Annotated in this window: 1 protein-coding gene; it reads right to left on the bottom strand. The window is 63.9% G+C overall.

All coding sequences use genetic code 11. The features are described 5' to 3' along the window. Window positions 1–35: 35 nt before the first annotated feature. Window positions 36–230 (bottom strand): LiaI-LiaF-like domain-containing protein (locus ACQG3P_RS25295; RefSeq protein WP_426806575.1); only part of this gene is annotated, 195 nt, incomplete at its 5' end.

Here is a 230-nt window from a genome sequence, read left to right as displayed (position 1 = left end):
TGGCACACAAACGAAAAGCGCGGATCGCTCCGCGCTTATTTTTGCCTGCTTGGCAGGGCCCGGCCCGACTTGCGTCCGAACAACAACCCGATCCCCACTGCCACCAGGATCACCGGCCACCAGGTAAGGAGCAGGCGACCCAGGTTCATGTTGGTCCAGCCCAGGTGGCTGGCCAGCAGGACCAGGCCGACGAGGATCAGGACGATGGCGGCGACCAGGTTGGAGCGCAT

The sequence above is a fragment of the Stenotrophomonas sp. SrG genome, from assembly GCF_050031795.1.
Lineage (GTDB): Bacteria > Pseudomonadota > Gammaproteobacteria > Xanthomonadales > Xanthomonadaceae > Stenotrophomonas > Stenotrophomonas rhizophila_A.
This window is presented reverse-complemented; position numbering and strand designations above follow the sequence as displayed.